The 16,806-nt window shown below is 67.9% G+C and carries 18 protein-coding genes; 12 read left to right on the top strand and 6 right to left on the bottom strand.

Annotated features, from left to right (window positions below; all coding sequences use genetic code 11):
* Nucleotides 1-61 precede the first annotated feature (61 nt).
* Genes AC5Y4S_RS18705 through AC5Y4S_RS18690 form a run of 4 tightly spaced genes read left to right on the top strand, consistent with a single transcriptional unit; the run spans nt 62 to nt 3,049 of the window.
* A complete protein-coding gene (locus AC5Y4S_RS18705; RefSeq protein ID WP_500034170.1) occupies nt 62-691 on the top strand; it encodes a TetR/AcrR family transcriptional regulator in 630 nt (209 codons plus the stop codon).
* Entirely contained in the window at nt 688-1,557 is an 870-nt protein-coding gene (locus AC5Y4S_RS18700; protein WP_500034169.1) for an acetylating acetaldehyde dehydrogenase, read from the top strand. The genes AC5Y4S_RS18705 and AC5Y4S_RS18700 overlap by 4 nt, the downstream gene beginning before the upstream one ends.
* A complete protein-coding gene (dmpG, locus tag AC5Y4S_RS18695; RefSeq protein ID WP_500034168.1) occupies nt 1,554-2,555 on the top strand; it encodes a 4-hydroxy-2-oxovalerate aldolase in 1,002 nt (333 codons plus the stop codon). The genes AC5Y4S_RS18700 and dmpG overlap by 4 nt, the downstream gene beginning before the upstream one ends.
* A gap of 47 nt (nt 2,556-2,602) precedes the next feature.
* The gene (locus AC5Y4S_RS18690) at nt 2,603-3,049 is read left to right on the top strand and encodes a hypothetical protein (protein WP_500034167.1); all 447 of its coding nucleotides are present in this window, start codon (nt 2,603-2,605) and stop codon (nt 3,047-3,049) included.
* A 117-nt stretch (nt 3,050-3,166) separates the two neighbouring features.
* Here the strand turns inward: AC5Y4S_RS18690 and AC5Y4S_RS18685 are convergent, their stop codons facing one another.
* Nucleotides 3,167-3,895: a 3'(2'),5'-bisphosphate nucleotidase CysQ gene (locus AC5Y4S_RS18685; RefSeq protein WP_500034166.1), complete on the bottom strand. Its 729-nt coding sequence runs from the start codon at nt 3,893-3,895 to the stop codon at nt 3,167-3,169.
* A gap of 132 nt (nt 3,896-4,027) precedes the next feature.
* Here AC5Y4S_RS18685 and AC5Y4S_RS18680 point away from each other — a divergent pair, with 132 nt between their 5' ends.
* Nucleotides 4,028-4,612, top strand: a complete 585-nt coding sequence (locus tag AC5Y4S_RS18680) for a hypothetical protein (RefSeq protein WP_500034612.1) — start codon at nt 4,028-4,030, stop codon at nt 4,610-4,612.
* Here the strand turns inward: AC5Y4S_RS18680 and AC5Y4S_RS18675 are convergent, their stop codons facing one another.
* Nucleotides 4,613-5,788, bottom strand: coding sequence for a thiolase family protein (locus AC5Y4S_RS18675; RefSeq protein WP_500034165.1), 1,176 nt, complete (start codon nt 5,786-5,788; stop codon nt 4,613-4,615).
* A gap of 155 nt (nt 5,789-5,943) precedes the next feature.
* On the opposite strand from AC5Y4S_RS18675, the gene AC5Y4S_RS18670 reads away from it, so the two are divergent.
* The gene (locus AC5Y4S_RS18670; protein WP_500034164.1) at nt 5,944-6,336 is read left to right on the top strand and encodes a DoxX family protein; all 393 of its coding nucleotides are present in this window, start codon (nt 5,944-5,946) and stop codon (nt 6,334-6,336) included.
* A 100-nt stretch (nt 6,337-6,436) separates the two neighbouring features.
* On the top strand, nt 6,437-7,315 hold the full coding sequence (locus AC5Y4S_RS18665) for a DMT family transporter (protein WP_500034163.1): 879 nt from the start codon (nt 6,437-6,439) through the stop codon (nt 7,313-7,315).
* On the opposite strand, the gene AC5Y4S_RS18660 is transcribed toward AC5Y4S_RS18665, so the two are convergent.
* Nucleotides 7,286-7,645, bottom strand: coding sequence for a bleomycin resistance protein (locus AC5Y4S_RS18660; RefSeq protein WP_500034611.1), 360 nt, complete (start codon nt 7,643-7,645; stop codon nt 7,286-7,288). The genes AC5Y4S_RS18665 and AC5Y4S_RS18660 overlap by 30 nt on opposite strands.
* Nucleotides 7,646-7,776: 131 nt before the next feature.
* On the opposite strand from AC5Y4S_RS18660, the gene AC5Y4S_RS18655 reads away from it, so the two are divergent.
* The 3 genes from AC5Y4S_RS18655 to AC5Y4S_RS18645 all read left to right on the top strand — a co-directional run bounded on the left by AC5Y4S_RS18655 (nt 7,777) and on the right by AC5Y4S_RS18645 (nt 11,707).
* Complete coding sequence (locus AC5Y4S_RS18655) at nt 7,777-8,523, top strand: sensor domain-containing protein (protein WP_500034162.1); 747 nt, start codon at nt 7,777-7,779, stop codon at nt 8,521-8,523.
* 221 nt (nt 8,524-8,744) lie between these two features.
* Nucleotides 8,745-10,073 (top strand): magnesium transporter MgtE N-terminal domain-containing protein, encoded by a 1,329-nt coding sequence (locus tag AC5Y4S_RS18650; RefSeq protein WP_500034161.1) that lies wholly within the window; start codon nt 8,745-8,747, stop codon nt 10,071-10,073.
* Nucleotides 10,070-11,707, top strand: coding sequence for an Nramp family divalent metal transporter (locus AC5Y4S_RS18645; protein WP_500034160.1), 1,638 nt, complete (start codon nt 10,070-10,072; stop codon nt 11,705-11,707). The genes AC5Y4S_RS18650 and AC5Y4S_RS18645 overlap by 4 nt, the downstream gene beginning before the upstream one ends.
* Before the next feature lie 10 nt (nt 11,708-11,717).
* Here AC5Y4S_RS18645 and AC5Y4S_RS18640 read toward each other — a convergent pair whose 3' ends face one another.
* Nucleotides 11,718-13,019: an MFS transporter gene (locus AC5Y4S_RS18640; protein ID WP_500034159.1), complete on the bottom strand. Its 1,302-nt coding sequence runs from the start codon at nt 13,017-13,019 to the stop codon at nt 11,718-11,720.
* Between the two features lie 103 nt (nt 13,020-13,122).
* Here AC5Y4S_RS18640 and AC5Y4S_RS18635 point away from each other — a divergent pair, with 103 nt between their 5' ends.
* Nucleotides 13,123-13,878 (top strand): GntR family transcriptional regulator, encoded by a 756-nt coding sequence (locus tag AC5Y4S_RS18635; RefSeq protein ID WP_500034158.1) that lies wholly within the window; start codon nt 13,123-13,125, stop codon nt 13,876-13,878.
* Between the two features lies 1 nt (nt 13,879).
* Here AC5Y4S_RS18635 and AC5Y4S_RS18630 read toward each other — a convergent pair whose 3' ends face one another.
* Nucleotides 13,880-14,095: a hypothetical protein gene (locus AC5Y4S_RS18630; RefSeq protein ID WP_500034157.1), complete on the bottom strand. Its 216-nt coding sequence runs from the start codon at nt 14,093-14,095 to the stop codon at nt 13,880-13,882.
* Nucleotides 14,096-14,162: 67 nt separating this feature from the next.
* Complete coding sequence (gene htpG / locus AC5Y4S_RS18625) at nt 14,163-16,085, bottom strand: molecular chaperone HtpG (RefSeq protein ID WP_500034156.1); 1,923 nt, start codon at nt 16,083-16,085, stop codon at nt 14,163-14,165.
* 92 nt (nt 16,086-16,177) lie between these two features.
* On the opposite strand from htpG, the gene AC5Y4S_RS18620 reads away from it, so the two are divergent.
* Nucleotides 16,178-16,798, top strand: coding sequence for a TIGR03085 family metal-binding protein (locus AC5Y4S_RS18620; RefSeq protein WP_068181233.1), 621 nt, complete (start codon nt 16,178-16,180; stop codon nt 16,796-16,798).
* Nucleotides 16,799-16,806 lie beyond the last annotated feature (8 nt).

The following is a 16,806-nucleotide window of genomic DNA, read 5'->3' as shown; positions in this document are numbered from 1 at the left end:
TGATCACTACGGTAATGTAGTGATCACTACGGAGTCAATATCCGATCGGCAAGGAGTTTCAGTGGCGACGAAAGACAAGCCGCAGCGGCGTCGCCGCCTCGACGGCGAGGCGTCCCGTGCTCGCATCCTGGATGCGGCCACCGAGATCGCCAGCGAGCGCGGCTACGAGGGCACCAGCATCGCGTTGGTCAGCGCCAAGTGCGGCCTGCCGGCCAGCTCCATCTACTGGCACTTCAAGGACAAGGACGACCTGATCGCCGCCGTCATCGAACGCAGCTTCGCGCAGTGGCTTTCGGCGTGGCAGATGCCGGCCGAGGGCAGCGGTCGCGAACGCATGTCCGTGGTGGCCATGCAGATCGCGAAGGCGCTGCTGGACTCCCCCGACTTCCTCCGCCTCGGCCTGATGCTCGCCCTGGAGCGTCGGCCGGTCGAGCCTCGCGCGCGGGCGATGTTTCTCGCGGTCCGCGACCGGGCGTTCGAGACGCTCACCCCGGCCATCCGCGAGCTCACGCCCGGCCTGACCGACGCCCAGGTCCGCCAGTTGGCCACCTACGCCGTAGCGGGCGCCGACGGACTGTTCGTGGCCAAGGAGGTCGGCGGTGACTCCGTTGACCTGCCGGCGCTCTTCGAGCTACACGCGGCCGCGCTCTACGACAGTGCGGTGCGCATGGTCGCCGAGGACGCGAAGTGACCCCCGCCCGGCGATTTCCGGTTGCCATCATCGGGTCGGGCAACATCGGCACCGACCTGATGCTCAAGATCATGGCAAGCGCCGGCCCGCTCACGGTGGGCGCCGGGGTCGACCCAGACCGCGACGGGCTCGAGGGCCTGCCGAGCAGGCCGGACTTTGCCGACGTCAGGCTGGCCTTCGACACCACCTCCGCTGTCGCGCGCCGCACCCGCTGGGCGGCGTTGCGCGACAGCGGAATTCGACTGCTCGACCTCACCCCCAGTCCCAGCGGTCCGTTTTGCGTGCCGGCGGTCAACCTCGACGACCACCTCGACGCGCCCTACGTCAACCTGGTGACCTGCGGCGGGCAGGCGGCCGTTCCGATCGTCGCCGCCGTCGCCACGGCCGGAATCGTCTCCTACGCCGAGGTCGTCTCGTCGATCTCGGCCAAGTACGCGGGACCGGGAATCCGGGCCAGAGTCGACGAATTCATCGAAACCACCGCCACCGCGCTTCGGGTCGTCGGCGGTGCGCAGCGCGGCGAGGCGGTGCTCATCCTCAACCCCGCCGATCCTCCCGTGCCCGCACGCAACACGGTGTACTGCCTCGTCGACGGGGATCCGGACCACAACAGCATCGAGCGGGAGATCCACGACATGGTCGACCGGGTGGCGGCGTACGCGCCCGGTTACCGGCTCAAGCAAGACGTCCAGTTCCAGGTGTTCGACCATGAGCATCCGCTCTACATCCCCGAGACCGGCAAGTTCACCGGCACCCGCGTGACGGTGCTGCTCGAAGGCGCCGGTGACATCGTGGCGTCCGCCGCCAAGGCGACAGCCGAACGCATTGCGGTGCATGACGACGAAACCGCCGGAGCAGCAACATGATCTACGTCAGCGACGTCACCCTGCGCGACGGCATGCACGCGGTGCGCCACCAGTACGACATCGAGCAGGCGACGACGATCGCGCGCGCCCTGGACGCGGCCGGTGTCGACTCGATCGAGGTCGCCCACGGCGACGGGCTGTCCGGTTCGAGTTGCGTCTACGGGTTCGGCGCGCACACCGACCTCGAATGGATCGAGGCCGTGGCCGGCTCCGTCGAGGACGCGAAGGTCGCGACGCTCCTGTTGCCCGGTGTCGGAACCCTGCGCAACCTCAAGGACGCCCGCCGCGCGGGCGCGTCCGTCGTGCGCGTCGGGACCCACTGCACCGAGGCCGACATCTCGGCGCCCTACCTGGCCGCCGCCCGTGACCTCGGCATGGACCCCGTGGGCTTCCTCATGATGAGTCACCTGGCCACGCCCGCCCAGCTGGCCGAGCAAGCCAGGCTCATGGAGGGCTACGGGGCGTCCTGCGTGTACGTCGTCGACTCGGGCGGCGCCCTGACAATGCGCGACGTCGGCGACCGGGTGGACGCGCTGCGCCAAACGCTTTTGCCCACAACGGAAATCGGCATCCACGCACACCACAACTTGTCGCTGGGCGTGGCGAACTCGATCACGGCCGTCGAGCAGGGCGCGCACCGCGTCGACGCCTCGCTCGCGGGCATGGGCGCCGGCGCCGGTAACGCGCCGCTCGAGGTGTTCATCGCCGCGGCCACCCGGCTGGGCTGGGAGCACGGCTGCGACCTCCACCGGCTGCAGGATGCCGCCGACGACCTGGTCCGGCCCCTGCAGGATCGACCCGTGCGGGTCGACCGCGAGACCCTGACCCTTGGCTATGCAGGCGTGTATTCGAGCTTTTTGCGGCACGCGGAGGCCGCCGCGGCCTGCTTCGACATCGACGCGCGGACCCTGCTGGAGGAGGCCGGGCGGCGGGGCATGGTGGGCGGCCAGGAGGACATGCTCGTCGACATCGCCCTCGACCTCACCGGAACGCGGTGAATGCGGTAGTCCTTGGCCGTCGCCGCCCGGGGTGCGACGATCAGCGCATGGACATGGTAACGATGGGCCTGATGGGCACGGTCGTGGGTGCGTCGGCCATGGGCATCGCGGGCGTCGCGAGGTCCGCCGCCGATAACTTGCTCCCGGGGATGGTTTCGAGCACCAACAACAAGCATCAGATGAAGATGCACATCCACGCCCAGCGCTGCGACGCCATCCAACGCTGGCGAAGCGGCTTGGCAACCGCACGGGACGCCTACCAGCAATGGGCTTGCGGCCCACAAGCCGGCGATCCGCCCAATGTCGTCGGCGACGAATGGTTCGAGGGCTTACGCCCGTACCTGCCGACCACCGGCGATGCGGCCGCGCTCCGCACCGCTCACGAAGTGCATTGCGACAACCCGACTCTCGCGCTGCTCTCGCTCGAGATCGGGCGCATCGAACAAGAGTGGACCCATGAGGCCAAAGGGCATCGGCGCCGCCTACGCGGTTGAACAAGGCCGCGTGGCCGAGAACTCATCAGCATTTCTCCAACGTAGCCGCGGTCCGGATACGCCTCGTGCGTCGAGCGATTTCGTTCGCCCCGCCGGCACGAGTCCGGCCCGGTGCAATCAGGCGGTGACGGCGAGTACGGCCTGAGCAAGTTCGGGCCGGCAGACCACCAGGTCGGGCAGCTTGGGGTCCGGTTGGTTGTACGCCAGGGCCGAGCCGTCGATGCGGGAGGTGTGCAGCCCGGCGGCGCGGGCCACCGCGACCGGGGCCGCCGAGTCCCATTCGAACTGGCCGCCCGCGTGCACGTACACATCCGACAAGCCCTGGACGATCGACGCCACTTTGGCCCCGGCAGAGCCCATTTCGACAAGGATGCCGTCCAGCGCGTCGCGGACGGTAAGTGCGATGGCCGGCGGCCGGGTGCGCGAGACCACGATCCGCGGCTGGTCCGGCGGGGACGGGGGCGCGGCGACGAACGGCGTCGCAAGCGTGACCCCCTGCGCCGGCAGCGCCACCGCGCCGGCGGCGAGCTCGCCGTCCTGCCAGAGCGCCACGTGCACCGCCCAGTCGTCGCGTCCGAGCTCGGAGAATTCCCGCGTCCCGTCCAGCGGGTCGACGATCCAGACCCGCTGCGAGCGCAACCGCACCGGGTCGTCGGCGCCCTCCTCGGACAGCACCGCGTCGTCGGGCCGCTCGCGGGCGAGCTCCTCCATCAGGAAGTCGTGGGACCGCTTGTCCCCCGCCGCTTTTCGCTCGGCGGCGTCGGCCTCGGCGAATTGCTCGCGCACCCCGAGCAGCAGCCGTCCCGCCTCCGCGGCCAGCCGCGCGGCCAGAGCATGATCATCCATCGGTAATCCTCAATAAGTTGGTAGCGTTGACCAAATTTACCGTGCGACGTTTCTTGCGGCAGCGCCACCCGGGTCGGCCGTTTCTGCCATAACCTGGTAAGCGTGAGCGGCAACGTCTCGTCATCGAGTCGGCTGCGGTTTCCGGGGGGACGCCTGGGGGTCGTGGGTGTCATCCTGGCCGTGCTGCTGATCGGTGTACTCGCCTTCGTCAGCGTGAAGCTGGTGCAGGGCCACCGGAGCACCCCGGGCCAGGCCACCACCCAGCCGTCGCCACCGAGCAGCTTCGCCATCCCGGGCTGTTACAACCCGTCGGTCCCGCCGGTCGAGCGTCCGAAGAAGCTCAGCGTCTTGGGATGCGCCAGCGTTGCCGTTGCGCTGCAAGACATGTCGTGGAGCTCGTGGGGACCGCAGGGCGCCGACGGGACCGGCACCGCGGTCTTCAAGATTTGCGACCCCAATTGCGCCGCGGGATATCAGCTCACCGATCCGGTCGTTGTGCACGCGTGGAACGCCCAGCCGCCCCGGCCCGATGCGGTCTGCCAGTCGGGGCTGAAGATCTTTGCCGATCTGATCTTGGCCTTCCCCAAGGCGGTCCCACCGCCCACCGCGCAGAAAACCAACACCCAGTACAACGGGATGCCGGCGGTGCACTACGTCAATTACTCGGTCGCCAACGCCCGCGACGCGCAGTTCATCGGCTACACGTTCTGCAACTAGTCAGACCTCGATGACGACGGCGCCGCCCTGACCGCCGCCCGCGCACATCGCCGCGACGCCGATGCCGCCGCCGCGCCGGGCCAGCTCGTAGGTCAGGGTGGTGACCATGCGCGCGCCCGAGGCCGCGATGGGGTGGCCGAGGCTGCACCCGCTGCCGGAGAAGTTGACCTTCTCGTCGTCGATGCCGTATTCGCGGCACGCGGCGATCGGCACCGAGGCGAACGCCTCGTTGATCTCCCACAGGGCCACGTCGTCGACCGACAGCCCGGCGCGCTGTAGCACCTTGCCGATCACCTTGACCGCACCCAGGCCGCAGTCCCGGGGCGGCACACCCACGGCGGCCCACGCCCGGACCGTGCCCATCACGTTCAGCTTCTCGGCGAGCGCGTAGTCGCGGTCCACCAGCGCGACCGCCGCGGCGGCGTCGTTGGTGCCGCTGCTGTTGCCCGCCGTGATCGAAAATCCCTCGATCTCGGGGTGCAGCACCTTGAGCGCGGCGAGCTTCTCGATGGTGGTGTCGCGCCGGGGATGCTCGTCGACCGAGAACTCGGTCACCGAGCCGTCGGCCTGGGTGATCTTCAGCGGGACGATCTCGTCCAGGAACTTGCCGGCGTCCATCGCCGCGATGGCGCGCTCGTGTGACCGGGCCGCCCAGGCGTCCATCTCTTCACGGCTGATGCCGACCGTCTGCGCGGTGTTCCACCCGACCGTGATCGACATGTCCTTGGTCGGCGCGTCCGGGGTCTCGACGTGCGTCGGGGGCAGCCAGCGCTCCTCGAACTTCAGCTCGGGGCCGGGAATGCGCTGGTTCATCAGCGGCGTCATGGACAGCGACTGCACCCCGCCGGCGATCAGCACACGCTCCATCCCGGAGCCGATCTGTGCCGCGGCGTTACCGATCGCGGTGAGGCTGCCCGCGCAGTGCCGGTTCACCGCCTGGCCGGGAATGTCCTCCATACCGGTCGCGGCGGCTGCGTAGCGCGCCAAATCGCCACCGCCGTAGTGGGATTCGGCGAAGATGATGTCGTCGATGGCCGAGGGGTCGATGCCCGACCTCCGCACCACCTCGGGAAGCACCGTGGTGATCAGCGTCTCGGGCGGCGTGTTGACGAGCGCGCCCTTGAAGGAGCGGCCGATCGCCGTCCTGGTGGCTCCGACGATCACGGGTGTGGCCATGTTTTCAACCTCGTTGCGGTGGGCGGACAGACGCCGCGAATCGTATCAAATACTGTAGGAGCAATAGTAACGGGATAAGTTTACACGAACCGCGTCAAGCGTAACGCCGCAGCGAAGGATTCCGCAGCAGTCCGCCGTGGCGTTAGGCTCCCGCAATGACCACCACACCCCTCGTGGAACCTGACACGACCCGGACGACCGCATATCGAGTCGCGGCGATGTTGATGGGCGTCGGCACCGTCCACTTCCTGGCGCCCAAACCCTTCGACGACATCGTGCCCGCCGAACTGCCCGGCGACGCCCGGTTCTATACCTACGCGTCCGGAGTCGCCGAGATCGCCGTGGGTGCGCTGCTGGTGCCGCGGCGCACCCGGCGGCTGGCCGCCCTGGCGGCCGCGCTGCTGTTCGTCTGCGTGTTCCCGGCGAACGTCAACATGTGCCGCTTGTGGTGGGGCAAGCCATGGCCGATGCGGATCGCCGCGCTGGCCCGGCTGCCGCTGCAGATCCCGATGATCACCACCGCGCTCAAGATCAGCCGCAACAGCTAGGCGGTGCATTCACCGAGCGTGCCTCCGCGGCGAATTTCCGGCTGATTTTTCACCCTGGTACACACTCGGCGAAGGTTGGCGGACTACCCAGGAGGTCCTCGTGGGCAAAACGGGCATCGCCGCGCTGCTCGCGATCGGCGCCGCGTTCATGATCGGCATCGGCGATGTCCTCGAGCAGCGATCCGCCCAACAGGTCACCGACAAGCCGGTCGGCACCCTCGCGCTGTTTCGCCGGCTGCTGCGCGACCGCCGTTGGTGGACGGGCAGCCTGGTGGCCGCCGCCGGGTTCGGATTGCAGGCCGCGGCGCTGGGCTTGGGGTCCGTGGTGCTGGTGCAGGCGCTGTCGGTGACCTCCCTGCTGTTCGCGTTGGTCATCAGTGCGGCGGCTAACCATCGCAGAATCACTCGGTGGCAAGGGATTTGGGCCCTGCTGCTGGCCGCCGCGGTCACGGTCGTGGTCACGGTGGGCAACCCGCAGGCCGGGGTCCCGCGCGGGTCGGTTCGGACGTGGATCGTCGTGGGCTTGGTCCTGGGCCCCTGCCTGTTCCTGTGTGTGATTGGCGCCCAGATGTTTTCGGGTTGGGTCAGCGCGCTGCTGCTGGGGCTGATGTCGGGATCGCTGTGGGGCGTCTTCACGGTGCTGACGAAGGGAGTCGTGGACCAGCTCGGCAACGGCGTCCCGGCGCTGCTGCGCGCACCCGAGCTGTACATCTGGGCGGTGCTGGGCCTCGCGGCGACGGCCTGGGAGCAGTCGGCGTTTCGGACCGGCTCGCTCACCGCGTCGCTCCCCGCGGTCACCATCGCCGAACCGATCGTCGGATCTGTGCTCGGCGTGACGGTGCTGGGTGAGACGCTTCGCACCAACAAGGTCGGCATGGTCGCGCTTGGCGTATCGGTCGCGGTGATGATCGCCGCGACGGTGGCGCTGGCGCGCAGCCAGGCGACGGAATCAGATGCTCCGCGAACCGATCCGGTGTAGGGTCCCGTCGGGATCGACATAAGCGAATTCCCTTAGCCCGTAGGGCGTTTCCTGCGGTTCGATCAGCCGGCCGGCGAGGTTTTCCAGCGCCGCCCACTCCGCGTAAAGGGCGTCGGCGTCGCTGACGTACAGATACACACTGGACGCCGTACGCAGCGGATCGTGTTCGGCCCATTCGGTGAGGTGGATCGACACACCGCCGCGGTCGACGAACCCGTAGCGCTCCGGGCCCGCGTAGGCCCGCGCGTCGAATCCGAGTTTGCGGTAGCGCTCGAGCGCGACGTCCAGATCTTGGACGGGCACGATCGGCGACACAGAGTTGAACGCGATTTCGGGCACACCCCAGTGTGGCAGCAAAAGCGCTGTCGTATGCTCCACCCGCAAACCACCTCTGAATAGCCGACGCGTGGGGGTGCGCGGAACGCCTGAGGAGCCGACTCAAGCACGAAGGGCGCTCAACCATGCGCAAGCAGTTAACCGCGGTCGCCGTGGCCGTCGTCGGGATACTGGCCGCGGCCTGCGGCAGCGGCGACGGCGGCACCGCCTCGTCGTCAACGACGACCACCACCCCGTCCAAGCCGCCCCTGGCCCAGGCCACGCTGCCGAATCTGATGTTGACCCCTGCCGAGATCGACAGCGCGGTGGGCGCCACCGGAACCACCGTCGGCGACAAGTTCGACACGCTGCCCGACGACAGCACGACGAACTACCCGCAGGGGTACAAGTTTCCGGCCGAATGCCTTTACATTCAGCATCCGGGCGAGGCCCCCGTCTATGCGGGCAGCGGGAACACGGCGGTTCACCGGGAACGCGGCACCACGCCGCTTCCGCCGAATTCGAACGATCCCGACCCCGAGGTGACCGAGGTGGTGGTGTTGTTCCCCTCCCCCAAGGAGGCGAGCGCCTTCTTCACCACCTCCACCCAGCGCTGGCCCGACTGCGCCAACCGCCAGGGCACGATTCCCGCCGACGCGGACTCCCCCGAAATCCAATGGAAGGTGGGAGCGGTCTCCAACGCCAACGGGGTTTTGAGCACCACCACGAACGTGTCCGCGACCAAGAACGGCACCACGCTGTCCCAGAGCTGCCAGCGGGCGCTGACGGTGCGCAACAACGTCGTGATCGACGTCGACGCCTGCCGCAAGGACCCCGGAGACCTGGCCGTCACCGTCGCCAACCAGATCGCCGGCAAGGTCGACAAGCAATAGCGCACTCGGACAAGCGTTTTAGGAAGCTCGGGTAGGTCGCATTCCCCGATCGCAACCCGCCGTTCACCTGTTGGGTGTAGCTATCCCCGGCGGCAGCGGCGTAGGCTCTGGCGGCCGAACCCGTCGAGACACGATACTTGCGCCATCACCGAACCTGGTTGTAAGCCGTACCCGCAGATGGCATCCTGCGGGCGACTGTCGCTCAGCGTTGAGGAGGACAAGTGAGCGCATCAGAGACGGCGAAGCCCCGCGGGGGGCTGCCGGTGATCCACCTCTCCGAACTGCTGCGCGCGCCGGTGGTGGCCCGCGCCGGTGAGGCCGTGGGCCGCGTCGAGGACGTGATCGTGCGACTGCGGGGCGCCGACGACTATCCGGCGGTGACCGGGATCGTGGCGGGGGTCGGCGGCCGTCGGGTGTTCATCGGCACTAAATCCATCGAAGAGTTCGCGCCCAAGCGAATCGTCCTGACCAAGAACAAAGTTGACCTCCGCGGGTTCGAGCGCCGCGACGGTGAGGTGCTGTTGCGCGCGGACGTGTTGGGCCATCGGTTGATCGATGTGGCCGCCGCGGACTTGGTGCGCGCGTACGACGTCGAGCTCGAGGACACCGGCGACGGGTGGGTGGTTGCGCGGCTGGACACCCGCCGGCCGCCGACGTTGTTCGGCCTGATCAAGCATTCCGGCGGGCATGCGGCACGCGATTGGAAGGCGTTCGAACCGCTGATCGGCCACGGCGGCTCCGACGCGGTCCGGCGGCTGTCGGACCGGTTCGGCGAGTTCAAGGCCGCCGAGATCGCCGACTTGCTCGAGGAGGCCGACAAGACCGAAGGCGGCGAAATTCTCGACCGGGTGCGCAGCGACCCGGAATTGGAAGCCGACGTCTTCGAGGAGCTGGACCCCGATAAGGCCAGCCGGCTCCTGGACGGCATGCCCGACGACGAGGTCGCCGCGCTCTTGGGCCGGATGCGCGCCGACGACGCCGCCGACGCGATCGCCGACCTGCGCCAGTCGCGGCGTCGGCGCGTGCTGGAGCTGATGCCCGCCCCGCAGCGCACCAAGGTGATCACCCTGATGGGGTTCAACCCCGAAAGCGCCGGCGGGTTGATGAACGTCGACTTCGTGTCGTGCGCCGCCACCGCTACCGCCGGCACGGCGCTGGCCCTGATCGCGGCCGCGCGCACCGTCCAGCCGGAGGCATTGATAAAGGTGCACGTCCTCGATGAGGGCGAACGGCTGGCCGGTGTGGTGTCGGTGATCGCCCTGTTGCAGGCGGATCCCGTCGAAAGTGTTGGCGCGCTGATGGATTCGGACCCGGTGTGCGTCAGCGCCGACGCCGACCTGACGGACATCGCGCTGTTGATGGCCGACTTCAACCTCTACTCCATTCCCGTCGTCGACGAGGAGGACCGCGTGCTCGGCGTGGTCACCGTCGACGACGTCCTGGAGGCGACCATCCCCGAGGACTGGCGCCGACGCGAGCCCGCCCCCCGCCCGTTGCGTGAAATCACCGAACCGACCGACAGCCACGCCCCTGGAGGCCAGGCACCGTGACGTCGAACGCGGACGAGACCAAACAGGGGCTCAGCGCGGTGCTCGACACCGCGCACCTGGGCGACATCGAGGGTGCGTTCGGGCGCGTCAAGCTCAGCGAGGCCGACCACCCGCGGACGTGGAAGACCCGGCTGCTGACGCTGCTCGCGATCGTCGGCCCCGGGATCATCGTGATGGTCGGCGACAACGACGCCGGCGGGGTCGCGACCTACACCCAGGCCGGCCAGAACTACGGCTACTCCCTGTTGTGGGTGCTGCTGCTGCTCATCCCGGTGCTCATCGTCAACCAGGAGATGGTGGTCCGGCTCGGTGCGGTGACCGGCGTCGGTCACGCCCGGCTGATCAATGAACGCTTCGGCCGCGGCTGGGGCTGGTTTTCCGTCGGCGACCTGTTCCTGCTCAACTTCCTGACGATCGTCACCGAGTTCATCGGCATTACGCTGGCCGCCGACTACATCGGCATTTCCAAATACGTTGTGGTGCCCATCTCGGCGGTTGCGCTGGTCGCGATCATGGCCAGCGGCAGCTTCCGGCGCTGGGAGCGGGCGATGTTCATCTTCATCGCCGTCACCCTGCTGCAGATCCCGATGCTGTTCATGTCGCACCCGCAGTGGGCGCACGCGGCGAAGTCGTTTGTGGTGCCGAGCATCTCGGGCGGCGTCAGTTCGGATGCGGTGCTGCTGATCATCGCCATCGTCGGTACCACCGTCGCGCCCTGGCAGCTGTTCTTCCAGCAGTCCAACGTCGTCGACAAACGGATCACGCCGCGGTTCATGGCCTACGAGCGCGCCGACACCGTGATCGGGGCCTTCGTCGTGATCGTCGGCGCCGCGGCGTTGTTGATGACCGGCGATTGGGCGGCGCGCTCCACCAACACCGTGGGCGGCTTCACCGACGCCGGGGCCATCGCGCACCTGCTCGGCCAGCACAGTGCCACGCTCGGAGCGTTTTTCGCCATCGTGCTCATGGACGCCTCCATCATCGGCGCGGCCGCCGTGACGCTGGCCACCAGTTACGCCTTCGGTGACGTCTTCGGCCTCAAGCATTCCCTGCATCGCGGGTTCGCCGACGCCAAGCAGTTCTACCTGTCCTACACCGCGATGGTGGCGCTCGCCGCGGCCATCGTGCTCATCCCCGGCGCCCCGCTGGGCTTGATCACCACCGCCGTGCAGGCCCTCGCCGGCCTGCTGTTGCCCAGCGCCAGCGTGTTCTTGCTGTTGTTGTGCAACGACCGGGAAGTGTTGGGGCCCTGGGTCAATCGTCGCTGGCTCAACTGGGTCGCCGGGCTGATCGTCGGCATCCTGCTGCTGTTGTCCGGCATCCTGATGGCCACCACCCTGTTCCCCCACATCGACGTGGTCGCCGTGGCCGGTTACCTTTCCCTGGCGCTGGTCATACTCGCCGCCGCCGCGGTGCCGGCCCTGCGCTGGATGGCCCGCGGCCAGCCCGCCGCGCCGGCCCCGAAAGAGCCGGCACGTCCCGTCGACCGCAACACCTGGCGGATGCCGCCGCTGACGCTGCTCGAACCGGTCACCTGGTCCCCCGGCACCCGGCTCGGCATGATCGCGCTGCGCAGCTACCTGGTCGTCGGCGCACTGCTGCTAGTGGTCAAAGCCGTCCAACTCGGCCGTTGAGTTTCGCCCCTTATTGGGGCAGCGCCTCGCCTCGCGTCTCGGGCGCAAACGGAATGACGAAAAGCCCGATCACGAACGCGATAGCCGTCAAAGCGACCGGTAGCCCCAAGGTATGCAGGTGCAGCACCGCCGCGCCGAGCAGGAAGTTCACACCCGCGCCGACGAAACGGCCGAACGACGTGCAGAACGCGAACGCCGTTGCGCGCACGCGCGTCTCGAACTGCTCGGGCAGCCAGAGGCTGAAGATCGCGAAGTTGCCGCCAAAGAACCCGAGCACGAACAGCCACGCGATGAACGGTGCGAGCCCGTTGGGCAGATAGAACGCCCAACCGAAGCTGCCAACGATCGAAATGGCCATCCCCGCAAAGTAAATCGCCAGCGTCTTTCGGCGCCCGATGCGCTCGGAGAGCACCGGCACGATCAGACACCCCAGGATGGTGCCGATGGACAACAGGCCCGTGGCCCAGGACGCCGTCCTGGTCGCGCCCGCCTTGTCGAAGCCCGCGTGTTGCGCCAACTGGATGACGGCGGTGGGTTCGTAGACGGCGCCGGCCCATAGGCCCACGATCGCGATCGTCAGCAGCGCGCAGGCCACCCAGGTGCGACGCCGGTAGCGCGGCCCGAGGATCTCGCGCAGCGGCTTGACGCGGGCCTTGGGCTGAGCCTCCAGTTTCTCCCACTTCTCCGTTTCCTTTACCCGCGTCAGGATCAGGATCGCGACGACGATCGGCACCGCTCCTGTCAAAAACATTGCGCGCCAACCGAAGTGGACGCCGATCGTGTAGTTCAGGGCCGCCGCCAGAAAGAACCCGGCGTAGTAACCGGTCTGCAGATAGCCCGCCCCCATCTTGCGCCGGTCCTCGGGCCACGCTTCGGCCACGTAGGTCCCCGCCAGCGCCCATTCGCCGCCGATGCCGACGCCCGCGATGAAGCGGAAAATCGCCAGCTCCCAGACGTTTTGCGCCGCGGCCGAAAGCCCGGTGAAGATGGCGAAGGTAAAGATTGTCGCGGCCAGCACCTTGGTGCGCCCGAAGCGGTCGGCGATCGGCCCCCAGATGAACGACAGGCCCCAGCCGACGAGGAACAGGGCGAACAGGATCGATCCCGCGAGGCCGACATTGGTCGACGTCGCGGCGAAACCCGAACGCGGCAGCAGTTCGGTCAGCGCGGGGGCGAGCACGAGGGCGTAGATGAACGAATCCATTCCGTCGAGCGTCCAGCCCGTCCATGCGCCCCAGAACCCCGCGATCTGGGAGCGATTGAGCGGTGGGCGGCGCCTGCTGAGGCTTGCCGGCTCCGTCGTTGACGTCATCTGGCCTCCGTTGGCACGGGTAGAACGACTATCGGGATTCGCATGTGCGCGAGCCGGTGCTGGCCTAGCGGCCCTCCGGCATCACATTGTATATAATATAGTGATGAGCGTAACAGGTCGGACCCCGTCGGACAATGCGTTGGGCGCGTTGCCGACCGCGCTCTCGCTGGCGGAACGCGGCAGCACGTCGCGGTTGATCGCCAACGCGCTGCGCGCCGCGATCGTCGACGGCACCCTCGCCCCCGGCGCACCGCTGCGCCAGGACGCCATCGCGCGGCACTTCTCGGTCAGCGCGATCCCGGTTCGCGAGGCCCTGCGCCAGCTGGAGAGCGAAGGCTGGGCCAAGGTGGAGATGAACAAGGGGGCGACGGTGGCCCCGTTGTCGCCCGGCGAGGCGCGCGAGGTCTACGAGATCCGCGCTGCCCTCGAGAGCCTCGCCATCGGGCTGGCGATACCCGCTCACACGGCGGACACGCTGCGCAACTGCGAGGCACTGTGCAAGGCGGCCTCGGCCGAAACCGAACCGTCGCTGTACGTCGCGCGCAACGAGGCCTTTCACATGAGCCTCTACGAGCCGGCCGCGCGCCCACAACTCCTGGCGCTGATCGGCATGCTGCATGAGCGCGGTGAGCGTTACCTGCGGCTCAAGTTCGGGCTGCCGTCCTACAAGGGCGAGTCCGACCGCGAGCACGCGGCGCTGCTGCGGGCCGTGCGCCGGGGCGATGTCGAGCGCGCGCAGTCGCTGGTCACCAGGCACCTGCTCGGCACCGGTGAGCTGCTCCACCGCGTCCTCGGCGAAAACGCCGGGGTGGACGGCTCAACCGCGGATGCGGAAACCGGGCGAGAAAAGGGCGCGTAATTCAGCGCCGAAATGGACGGCGGCTCGCCGGGGCGGTGAAGCCTTCGGTGTCATCGAAGAATGCCCAGGTCCCCGCGTCGTCGACCTCCATGCGCCAGCCCAGCTCGGTGCTGCCCGCGACGGCGTCGGTGAACCATGCGTATGCGGCCTCGGCGCTCTCGAAATTCTTGGTCGCCACAATCCCGCCATGTGGGTCGATGATCCGGAACTTGGCCATGCGCTGTGATTATCCCTTCCGGGGGAAATTCAATCGCAATTTGCCGACCCTGGCCACCGGAAAACGCTCAAACCGTGCGCGCCAAACGCTGCGCGAGCAGCTCGGCGAAGCGCGCCGGATCGTCGAGCGCGCCGCCTTCGGCGAGAAGCGCTGTGCCGTAGAGCAGTTCGGCGGTTTCGGCGACCGATTGGTCGTCGGCGCGGTCCTTGTGCGCGTCCCGCAGGCCGGTGACGAGCGGATGATTCGGGTTGAGTTCGAGGATCCGCTTGCCGACCGGAACGTCCTGCCCGGTGGCGCGGTAGAGGCGCGCCAGCGTCGGGGTGATCCCGAAGGCGTCGGTGATCAGGCAGGCGGGCGACTCGGTCAGCCGCGTCGACAGCCGCACGTCCTTGACGTGCTCGCTCAGGGTCTCTTTGAGCCAGGTCAGCAGGTCGGCGAACTCCTTCTCCTGTTCCTCGCGCTCGGCCTCGCTCTTGCCCTCCTCGTCGTCGAGGTCCACCTCGCCCCTGGCCACCGACTGCAGCGGCTTGCCGTCGAACTCGTCGACCACCCCTACCCACACTTCGTCGACCGGGTCGGTGAGCAGCAGGACTTCGTAGCCCTTGGCCTTGAACGCCTCGAGGTGCGGTGACTTCAGCAGCTGCTGGCGCGTCTCGCCGGTGGCGTAGAAGATCTGCTGCTGGCCCTCCTTCATCCGCTCGACGTACTCGGCCAAGGTGGTGGCCTCCTCGTCGCTGTGGGTCGAGGCGAACGACGACACCTGCAGCAGCATGTCCTTGTTGTCGGCGTCGGAGAGCAACCCCTCCTTGATGGCCCTGCCGAACTGGGTCCACAGGGTGCGGTAGTCGTCCGGCCGCTCGGACTGCAGCTCCTTGATCGTGGACAGGACCTTCTTGGTCAGCCGGCGACGGATCGCCTTGATCTGCCGGTCCTGCTGCAGGATTTCACGAGACACGTTGAGCGACAAGTCTTGTGCGTCCACGACGCCCTTGACGAAGCGCAGGTACTTCGGCAGCAGCTCGTCGCAATCGCCCATGATGAACACGCGCTTGACGTACAACTGGATCCCGACGTGGGAGTCCCGGTCGAACAGGTCGAACGGCGCGTGCGACGGGATGAACAGCAGGGCCTGGTACTCGAAGGTGCCCTCGGCCTTCATCGCGATGACCTCGAGCGGGTCGTCCCAGGCGTGCGCGATGTGCTTGTAGAACTCGTTGTACTCCTCGGCGGAGACCTCCTCCTTGGGCCTGGCCCACAGCGCCTTCATCGAGTTGAGGGTCTCGGTCTCGAGGGTGACGGTCTCCTCGCCGCCGTCTTCGCCCGGGGTGCGTTTCTCGACCTCCATCCGGATGGGCCAGGAAATGAAGTCGGAATACCGCTTGACCAGGTGCCTGATCTTCCACTCCGCGGTGTAGTCGTGCAGCTCGTCCTCGGCGTCCTCGGGCTTGAGGTGCAGGGTGACCGAGGTTCCCTGCGGCGCGTCGTCCACGGATTCGATGGTGTAGGTGCCCTCGCCGCTGGATTCCCACCTGGTGGCGGCGCTCTCGCCGGCCTTGCGGGTCAGCAGCTCGACCTTGTCGGCGACCATGAAGCTCGAGTAGAACCCGATGCCGAACTGGCCGATCAGTTCCTCGGAGGCCGCCGCATTTTTGGCGTCGCGGAGCTGTTGGCGCAGCTCGGCGGTGCCGGACTTGGCCAGGGTGCCGATCAGGTCCACCACTTCCTCGCGCGTCATCCCGATGCCGTTGTCGCGGACGGTCAGGGTCCGCGCGCTTTTGTCGACGTCGATCTCGATATGTAGGTCGGAGGTGTCGACGTCGAGGTCCTTGTTGCGAAACGCTTCCAGGCGCAGCTTGTCCAGCGCATCGGAGGCGTTCGAGATCAGCTCCCGCAGAAACGAGTCCTTGTTGGAGTAGACCGAGTGGACCATCAAATCCAGCAGTTGCCGGGCCTCGGCCTGAAACTCCAACTGCTCGACACGCGCGTTCATGACACTCCCTGCACTTTCCTTCCTGATAGGACGTTGCAAATTTACCGAGGTGCGGTTGGTCCACGCCCGCGGGCTGGCCCTACCCTGAACCCATGTCCGTTGCTCAGCGCGAACGCGCCGCCCTCGTCGCGACCATGCGGGCCGTCGGCCCCGAGGCGCCCACCTTGTGCGAGGGCTGGAAGACGCGAGACCTGGCCGCCCACCTGGTGATCCGGGAGTACCGGCCCGACGCCGCGGCGGGCATCATGATCCCGTTCTTCGCGGCGCACACCGCCAAGGTGCAGGAGGAGGCGGCGTCGAAGAACGACTGGGACGAGTTGGTGGACAAAATCGCGTCCGGCCCACCTGTCTATTCGCCGTTCATCCTGCTCGATCCGGTGGCCAACGTCGCCGAGATGTTCATCCACCACGAGGACGTGCGCCGCGCGCAGCCTGCCTGGGAGCCCCGCGTGCTGGAACAAGGGATGTGCCGGGCGCTGCGTCGCACGCTGTCGCTGATGGCCCGGGTCACGCTCGGGAAGGTGCCGGGCCGGGTGGCGTTGCGCACGCCCGGGGGCAAGACGGTGCTGACGGCCGGCTCCGGCCCGGCGGTCGTGGTGACCGGTCCGCCCGAGGAGCTGCTGCTGTTCTCCGTCGGCCGCGAGGCGCGGGTCGAGTTCGACGGCGACCCGGCGGCGGTGCAAGCGGTCCGCGACGCGCCCAAGGGGTTGTAGCCGGACTA

This window comes from Mycobacterium sp. NGS64, assembly GCF_059812245.1.
The sequence above is the reverse complement of the archived record's forward strand: the minus strand, read 5'-3'. Positions and strand labels throughout refer to the sequence as shown.